We start from the raw sequence: 8476 nt of genomic DNA on the forward strand, positions 1-8476 counted from the left end.
ATAAGAAAGTTCATTTCCGTATACTGACAGATATTGACAACTTTGTAAGATCAATAGGCTTTATTGCGGACAAGTATACCTTTTCGCCGGTAAGAGGCGGAAGCGGAAATATAGAGTATCTGGTTAAGCTTCGTAAAGCAGTGGGAGAGCCAGTGACACAAGATTTTAAAGAGCTGATAAACAGCTCGTTTAGTAAACTTTAAGGAGTGCGTTTATGAAGGCAGCATTGTATCCTAATTTTCAGAAGCCCAATGCGCTCAGCTGCGCCCGTGAAGCCTGCGATGTGCTTGCGGAATGTGGAATAGAGGTTACCGTAAGTGAAATATTCAGAAATGACTTTGCAGACAAGTCTCATATCAGATTCGAAGATATAAAAGAGTCTGCTAAGACTGCAGATGTTGTTCTTGCCATAGGCGGCGACGGTACAATACTTCGGTGTGCCAAGCTTCTAATAGGCAGCGATACTAAGCTGCTCGGTATAAATACAGGAACTCTCGGATTTATGGCAGGACTTGAAGCAAATCAGCTCGATAAACTAAGTCTTCTAACTACAGGAGATTTTGAAATATCTCAGCGTATGACACTCGATGTGATACATCACAGCTCAGAAGGCGATATTGCAGCAACTGTGCTTAACGAAGTATCAGCACGTTCAGGTAGCTTCAGGATATGTGATTTTGAAGTGTATTCCGACGAATATCTTGTTGGTCGATATCGGGCTGACGGAGTTCTTTTCAGCACGCCCTCAGGTTCAACAGCGTATGCGCTTTCAGCAGGCGGTCCTGTGATAGAGCCTGATCTTGAATGTATAGAAATGACGCTTATATGTCCTCATTCGCTTTTTTCAAGAGCTACGCTATTTTCGCCTGGAAGGATACTTCGCATGAAGGATACGACTGTTCGCGACGACAGTATGGTTATAAATGTTGACGGAGAGCATTTTATAAGTCTCAGAAAAGATGAGAGCATTGAGATATGCCGCGGAAAAAACAATATTAATTTTATTGATATAATAGGAAATTCATTCCATGAATCCCTTTGCAAGAAAATGTGCAAGCCAATAAAGTAAGGAGTGCGCTTTTATTATGAAAAATCGCAGACATGAAGCAATACTTGAAATAATAACAGAACAGCCTGTGGCTACTCAGGAGCTCCTAATCTCACTGCTTGCAGAAAGAGGTATTAAAACTACCCAGGCAACTCTTTCCCGAGATATACAACAGCTCTCTCTTGTGAAGCAAAGAGACGAGCACGGGATATACCGTTATTCTCTGCCGGCAGCGGCAGCTGTTGAGAAATCGTTGTTTGAAGAAGCAGTAGTTTCCGTTGATTATGCAATGAATACAATTGTTCTCAAATGCCGTGCTGGAATGGCTCAGGGAACCTGTGCAGCGATAGATTCGGTGGAGCATCAGGGTATAGTCGGTACAATTGCAGGTGATGACACCATTTTTATACTTGTTAGAAGTGAAGCTGACGCTAAAAAGCTCTCAAAGAAATTTCGAAGTGAGCTTTTTCCGAGGAGGTAAGCGTTCAGATGTTGAAGGAAATATATATCCGAAATCTTGCGGTAATAAAAGAAGCTGTTATCCCTCTTAACGAAAAGCTTAACATATTTACCGGAGAGACCGGTGCCGGAAAATCGATACTTATCAACGGAATAAATGCCGTTTTAGGTCAGCGATGCACAAAGGATATAGTTCGCACCGGCTGTGATAAGGCTGAAATAACTGCTCTGTTTACAGAGCTTTCAAAAGATGTATGTCAAAAGCTCGATGAACTCGGTATATCACACGATGGTGAGGAGATTACTGTTACAAGAGAGATAAGTGCTGACGGCGGAAGCGTTTCCCGTATAAATTGTAGAACCGCTCCAGTTTCGCTGCTTAAGGAAATCGGCTCAATGCTTATAAATATTCACGGTCAGCATGACAATCAGATATTGCTTAACAGTGATAGACATTTGGAGATACTTGATGATTTTGGCGGAGACTTTACGCTACTGAATGATTATAGAGTTACCTTTCGCGAGCTTCAGCAGACAGCACGGAGACTTGGTGAGCTTAAAAAGCTTGAACAGTCCCGTACTGAAAGAAGTCTATATCTTAATGGGATAATAGATGATATTGGTGAATTAGAGCTAAGTGAGGGCGAGGACGAAGCACTTGAGAGAGAATACATCACAGCCAAGAACTCAGAAAGAACGATAACCGCTGTCAGAAATGCCATTAATGCTATTACAGGTGAGGAAGCCGCTAATGATATGCTTGTATCAGCTGAAACTGAGCTTGCTGTGTTTACAGAAAGTGATTCAAAGCTTAATACACTTTATGAGCGGCTTTCAGCAGCCGAAATAGAGCTTGCAGATATTGCTTCAGAGCTTGAAAATGTAGCTGAACAGGTAGAGCTTGACGGACAGCGTCTTGAGTATTTAAATGCTCGTCTTAACAGCATCAACAAGTTAAAGCGTAAATATGCGCTCGACTGCGATGGACTTATAAAGCTTTATGATGATGCTTCTAGAGAAATTATGCAGCTTGAAGGTTCCGACAGTGAAATAAAAGAGCTTACAGCAAAGAGAGATCAACTTTTACACAAAGTCACAGAACAGGCTAAAGCACTTTATGACTACCGTGAACATATTGCTGAGCATTTTACTCAGCGCGTTACGGCAGAACTAGAGTTTCTCAATATGTCCGGTGTTATCATTAAGGTTAACCACGTAAAAGGCAAACTGACTGTAAATGGTATGGATTCAGTTGAATTTCTTATTTCTGCAAATAAAGGAGAGGAGCCCAAGCCGATATCAAAGATAGCGTCCGGTGGTGAGCTTTCACGAATCATGCTTGCGCTGAAAAGTGTTATTGCTGATAAGGATTCTATTCCGACAATGATATTTGATGAGATTGACACAGGTGTAAGCGGTAAAGCTGCGCAGAAAATAGGTATCAAGCTACATGAGATAGGCAGATTGAGACAGGTGATATGTGTGACGCATCTTTCTCAAATCGCTGTTATGGCAGATAATCATCTGCTTATCGAAAAGCAAGTTGTAGAAGATCGAACGGAAACTCATGTTATTCAGCTTGATCAGGACGGTCGTGTATCTGAGATTGCTCGAATAATGGGAGGCGATGATCCAAGCAGACTTATGCTTGATAATGCTCGAGCTGAATTGAAAAAAGCATCAGAGCTGTAATGGAGGCTTAGATTTGAAGATTTATTCAACAAGACATGGGCAGACATCATATAACAGGCAGGAGATTATTCTCGGAACGACAGATATCCTGCTTGACAGTACAGGCGAGAAACAGGCAGAAGAGCTTGCAAAACGAATAAATGACCTAAATAGTATAGATATTATAATATCATCTCCAATGAAGCGTGCGCTACAGACTTCAAAGGCTATAGCAGATAAATGCGGACTTGATATTATAACGGACGAAAGGCTAAGGGAATGGGATTACGGCGAATATGAGGGTAAATCACGTTTTACGGAAGGTTTTGCCGAAAATAAGGTGAATTTCGGAGTAAGAATGGGTAAAAGCGGTGAGTCACTGCTTCAGCTTGCTCATAGAGTGTATTCTGCACTTGATGATATTATAAAAAATTATAGCGATAAAAATGTTCTCATAGTCAGTCACGGCGGAGTGTGCCGTGTTATAGAGACATATTTCAACGATATGACCACGGAAAGCTTTTCAAACTGGTTCATGGACAACTGCGGATTAATAGTTTATAATACAGACTGACAGGAGGGGATATCATGAGGATAGGCGTTGATTATTATCCTGAACAATGGGACAGGTCTATATGGCAGGCGGATTCGGACCTTATGGCGAAAACAGGCGTTAAGCTTATAAGGTTCGGTGAGTTTTCTTGGTCGCGTCTTGAGCCAAGTGATGGACAGTTTGAGTTTCAATGGCTTGACGATGCGATAAGTACATTTTCACGCCATGCAATAGGTATAGTGCTGTGTACTCCAACAAACTGCCCGCCTCTTTGGATGTATGAGACCTATCCAGATATAACTCAGATTGGACCTGACGGAAGACGTATACAGACAGGGATAAGGGCTCATAGGTGCATAAACGCGCCTATGTTTCTGTATTATGCAAAGCGTATTACAGAGGCACTTGCAAAGCGTTATGCCAATAACCCGGCAATTGCAGCGTGGCAGATTGATAATGAGATAGAAGCTTACCCATGTACCTGTGAGGTTTGCTGTAATCAGTTCAGGGACTGGCTTATAGACAAGCATGATACCCTCGAGAATATCAACGCTGCATTTGGGAACAGCGTCTGGAGCGGGGAATATAGTGATATTTCTCAGATAAAGCCACCTACTGCATATTCCAAGGCATGGCAGAATCCTTCTCTGTGTCTTGAATACAGCAGATTTACTTCTGATTGTGCTGCAAAGTTCATAAACGATATGTCTTTAATAATCAAGCGCGAGAACCCTAAAGCAAAGGTGACCACTAATATATGCTTCACAGAGAATCAGCCTGATCTTTATAAGTTGTATGAAGGACTTGATTTTGCATCTTATGATAACTATCCTCAGATCACTATTTCAGGAGATAAAGCTGTTTCACACTCTTTTGAGCTTGATATGATTCGCGGCGTAAAGCAGAAGAATTTCTGGATTATGGAACAGTTAAGCGGTCCTACTGGTAGTTGGGAACCGATGTCTCCTACTCCGAGACCCGGTCAGATAAAGGGTTATGCCATGCAGGCAATGGCTCACGGGGCGGATACAGTTATGTTTTTTCGCTGGCGCACAGCGATAACAGGAGCAGAGATGTTCTGGCACGGTCTGATTGACCACAGCAATGTTCCGTCACGTAGATTCAAGGAGTTTACAGAGCTTTGCAAGGAAGCTCAGAAGTTAAGTGTAATAGAGACTACAGAGCTTGTATCAGACGTTGCTATAATGTATTCTCCTGACGCACACTGGGCGTTTAGTATACAGCCTCAGACCGAAGGCTTTGACTATCTTGAACAGCTCAGATCCTTCCATTCAGCTTTTGCACGCTATGGAGCAAATATTGATATAATAGCTCCTACAGCTGATCTCACAAAGTATAAGGCAGTTATTGCTCCTGCAATGTACGTATACGATAAAAATGCAGCTGAGAATATATATCGTTATGTCATCAAAGGCGGAACTCTTGTAATGACTGCGCGAAGCGGTGTAAAGGATCAGTTCAATAATTGTATAATGGAGCCTCTTCCAACTGTTTTCAGGGAAGTGATAGGCGCAGAAGTGAAAGAATATGACTCTATTGGCAGGCATGAGCAGAATATAAAGGACTTTGCTGGAAATGTATTCAAATGTAGACAGTGGTGTGATATCCTAGAACTTACAACTGCAAGAGCTTACGCAGAGTATAATGATTCGTTCTACAGCGGAAGTCCTGCGGTAAGCATGAATCGTTATTGTAGCGGTGTTGCATATTATATTGGAACTGTATGTAACGCGGATTTTTATGAGAGCTTTTCCGGAAATATTATGAAGCAGACTGGTATACCGCGTTTACGCGATCTTCCGACCGGAGTTGAGGTCACTACACGTACAAACGGACTTGACGATTATATCTTCTTTTTTAACAATTCAGATAAAGAAGCGGAAATCGTGCTTCCTAAGGCAATGTTCAGTATTATTGACGGTAGCGACAGGGAAAAGCTCAGTTTAAAACCATATGGCATGGAAATTGTCAGAAAGTAGGCACAAATGAGAATAGTTTTACAGCGTGTTACATCGGCAAGCGTAAAAGTCAACGGCGAAGTCACTGGTGAGATTGGAAAAGGCTTTCTTCTGCTGTTTGGTGTCGGGCGCGACGACACAGAGGAGGAATGTCGGAGACTTGCAGATAAAGTAATCGGACTACGTATCTTTTCAGATGAGAACGACAAGATAAATCTAGATATTGAAGCTGTAGGCGGCTCGATTCTTGTTGTACCGCAGTTCACATTGTATGCCGACTGCCGGAAGGGCAACCGTCCAAATTTTATACAGGCGGCAAACCCTGAAAAGGCAAATGAATTATACGAATATTTTATAGAATATCTGCGAAAAAAAGGAAAAAAAGTTGAAACAGGCTTGTTCGGAGCTGATATGAAGGTTGAACTTCTGAACGACGGTCCTTTTACTGTAATTCTTGAATAATCCATAGCCTGAGAGAAGTGATTAGGTCGCTTTTCTCAGGCTTTTTTATGTTTGTGGAATAAAATCAGCTTCATTGTCAAAAATAATCCTGAGGTGATTCTATGGTCAGAAAACGCGGAGAAAATGGAGTAATAATACTTGCCGGGCTTTTTTTCACAGCTTTTGTTTTTATTATTTTTAGATTTTATGCTGTTGCATGGAAACAGGAATATGTTCCGGCAGCAAGTATGGAGCATACATTTACGATGAAAATTGGGAAATGTCAGGGAACTATTTATGATAGAAATATGATACCTATCGTAAATGCCGGAAGTGTTTTGAAAGCAGCTGCTGTTCCAGAATTTCTCGACAGAGAGCAAACGGCCGGATATGCAGTTGATAAAGACGGTTTCTACAGTGAATTTGATAAAGGAAAGCCTTTTGTATTTGAATGCAATAGCAAAGCGCTTGAGTCAGACGGACTTACTATTTTTGAGGTCCCGGTAAGATACTCATCTAATCAGTCTGCACGCCATATAATCGGTTATTTATCCGATGGCAAGGGAGTAGACGGTATTGAATATGCATACGATTCTATACTACGCAACAGCTTCCCTGAGAACTGTGTTTCATATACTACTGACGGTTCTGGACATATACTTATCGGAGACGGTAAGAAGGTTTACAGAACAAACTCATATAAAACCGGTGTTGTTCTTACGATTGACAGAGATATACAGGAAATATGCGAAGAATGTGGAAAAAACATAAATACGGGTACTGTCGTATGTGCAGATATAAAAAACGGAGATATTCTTGGAATGGCAAGCTTCCCTGTATATGATCCAGGAAATATTGAAAAAGCTCTTTATGATAAAAGATGTCCGTTGATAAACAGGGCATTATATTCATACAGTGTAGGCTCTGTTTTTAAGCTTGTAACAGCTTCGGCGGCTCTAGAACAGGGTTATGGAGGTTTTCTGTATCAGTGTGACGGAAAAACTGATATCGAAGGCAAGATATTCAACTGCCATAAGCTTGATGGGCACGGATTGCAAGATATTGCTGAAGCCATGACAAATTCATGCAATACTTATTTTATCAATCTTGCACGATGTCTCGATATTTCAGAATACCGACGGCTTGCATACTATATAGGATTTGGAAGAGAAAGTATTCTTTGTTCTGGTATTATCGGAACAAGCGGGAGCGTTCCAACAGAAAAAGAGTTATCCATACCGGCGGAGCTTGCTAACTTTTCGTTCGGTCAAGGCAAGCTTACAGCAACACCTCTTCAAATTACGCAACTAACCTGTGCAATAGCAAATAACGGTGAAATGCCTATATTACAACTTATAAAAGGATTGACAGCTGACGGTGAAAGTATAGGTTCAAAGAAAAAAGCTCTTTTTTCTAAAGTAATGAGTAGTGAAACCGCAAAGGAGATTCGTGATATTATGTTTCTTGCAGTAAATGAGAACGAAAAATCAAATGCAAGAAGTAAAAGGGTAAGCGTTGGTGCAAAAACCTCGACTGCACAGACAGGTAAATTCGATAGTGAAGGTGAGGAACAGTGTCATGCATGGATAACTGGTTTTTTTCCGTCAAATGAGCCGAAATACGCTGTGACAGTCCTTATCGAAAACGGTGGTTATGGGAACGATGCTGCCGCACCGATATTTAAAGATATAGCAGAAAAAATAATTGCGCTTGAAAACAGAGAGGATATTTAAATCTATGGAACAAAAAAATTTGAAAAATCTGTATAAAGCATTGACATTTTAATTAAACAGAGGTATAATATCAATGTATAGCATTGACGGGACTGACTGTATATATTATGGTTCAGAGAAAAAGCGGATGGTGCGAGCTTTTCCATGACATACAGGTGCTACCCCCGAGCTTCTTCGGGAAACCGAGGCGTATTTCTGCGTTAAAGGAGCAAGAGGAGAAAATATAGCTGTTTTCTCAAATATGGGTGGTACCACGAGAGCCTTCGTCCCATTTGGCGACGGGGCTTTTTTGTATTGCTAAGTTTTATTTTTTTATTAAAGGAGATTTTTTTTATGCAGTGGACAGGTCTTAATGATCTACGTGAAAAGTATCTATCTTTCTTTGAAAGCAAGAATCATACAAGAATGGCAAGCGCGTCTCTTGTTCCTCAGGGAGATAAGAGCCTCCTTCTTATCAATTCTGGTATGGCTCCTCTTAAGAAGTTTTTCCTCGGACAAGCTACTCCTCCAAATAAGAGAGTAACAACCTGTCAGAAGTGTATAAGAACTCCTGATATCGAAAGTGTAGGTAAAACTGCACGTCACGGTACAT

At 41.2% G+C, this 8476-nt stretch carries 8 protein-coding genes, 1 pseudogene and 1 other annotated feature; all 9 genes and pseudogenes read left to right on the top strand.

Going from position 1 to position 8476, the window contains the following annotated elements; genetic code table 11:
• Positions 1 to 203, top strand: a pseudogene (locus J6U00_RS02600) (TlyA family RNA methyltransferase); the annotation flags it as partial.
• 11 nt (positions 204 to 214) lie between these two features.
• Positions 215 to 1069, top strand: coding sequence for an NAD(+)/NADH kinase (locus J6U00_RS02605; protein ID WP_296578459.1), 855 nt, complete (start codon positions 215 to 217; stop codon positions 1067 to 1069).
• 16 nt (positions 1070 to 1085) lie between these two features.
• Positions 1086 to 1529, top strand: a complete 444-nt coding sequence (gene argR / locus J6U00_RS02610) for an arginine repressor (protein WP_296578462.1) — start codon at positions 1086 to 1088, stop codon at positions 1527 to 1529.
• A gap of 8 nt (positions 1530 to 1537) precedes the next feature.
• Complete coding sequence (gene recN / locus J6U00_RS02615) at positions 1538 to 3199, top strand: DNA repair protein RecN (protein ID WP_296578464.1); 1662 nt, start codon at positions 1538 to 1540, stop codon at positions 3197 to 3199.
• A 13-nt stretch (positions 3200 to 3212) separates the two neighbouring features.
• Positions 3213 to 3752 carry a histidine phosphatase family protein gene (locus J6U00_RS02620; RefSeq protein ID WP_296578466.1) on the top strand — a complete coding sequence of 180 codons (540 nt, stop codon included), beginning with the start codon at positions 3213 to 3215 and terminating at the stop codon, positions 3750 to 3752.
• 14 nt (positions 3753 to 3766) lie between these two features.
• A complete protein-coding gene (locus J6U00_RS02625) occupies positions 3767 to 5731 on the top strand; it encodes a beta-galactosidase (protein ID WP_296578468.1) in 1965 nt (654 codons plus the stop codon).
• 6 nt (positions 5732 to 5737) lie between these two features.
• Positions 5738 to 6172 (top strand): D-aminoacyl-tRNA deacylase, encoded by a 435-nt coding sequence (gene dtd / locus J6U00_RS02630; RefSeq protein ID WP_296578470.1) that lies wholly within the window; start codon positions 5738 to 5740, stop codon positions 6170 to 6172.
• A gap of 101 nt (positions 6173 to 6273) precedes the next feature.
• On the top strand, positions 6274 to 7884 hold the full coding sequence (locus J6U00_RS02635; RefSeq protein ID WP_296578474.1) for a penicillin-binding protein 2: 1611 nt from the start codon (positions 6274 to 6276) through the stop codon (positions 7882 to 7884).
• 74 nt (positions 7885 to 7958) lie between these two features.
• Positions 7959 to 8158, top strand: a binding site (T-box leader).
• A 59-nt stretch (positions 8159 to 8217) separates the two neighbouring features.
• Positions 8218 to 8476 (top strand): alanine--tRNA ligase-related protein (locus J6U00_RS02640; RefSeq protein WP_296578478.1); only part of this gene is annotated, 259 nt, incomplete at its 3' end.

It is taken from the genome of Ruminococcus sp. (assembly GCF_017650195.1).
In the GTDB taxonomy this organism is placed as follows: Bacteria; Bacillota; Clostridia; order Oscillospirales; family Ruminococcaceae; genus Ruminococcus.

Excerpts from the sequence above, each read along its gene's own strand:
- recN (WP_296578464.1), top strand. The coding sequence starts at position 1,538 with ATGTTGAAGGAAATATATATCCGAAATCTTGCGGTAATAAAAGAAGCT.
- J6U00_RS02625 (WP_296578468.1), top strand. The coding sequence starts at position 3,767 with ATGAGGATAGGCGTTGATTATTATCCTGAACAATGGGACAGGTCTATA.
- J6U00_RS02635 (WP_296578474.1), top strand. The coding sequence starts at position 6,274 with ATGGTCAGAAAACGCGGAGAAAATGGAGTAATAATACTTGCCGGGCTT.
- dtd (WP_296578470.1), top strand. The coding sequence starts at position 5,738 with ATGAGAATAGTTTTACAGCGTGTTACATCGGCAAGCGTAAAAGTCAAC.
- J6U00_RS02605 (WP_296578459.1), top strand. The coding sequence starts at position 215 with ATGAAGGCAGCATTGTATCCTAATTTTCAGAAGCCCAATGCGCTCAGC.
- argR (WP_296578462.1), top strand. The coding sequence starts at position 1,086 with ATGAAAAATCGCAGACATGAAGCAATACTTGAAATAATAACAGAACAG.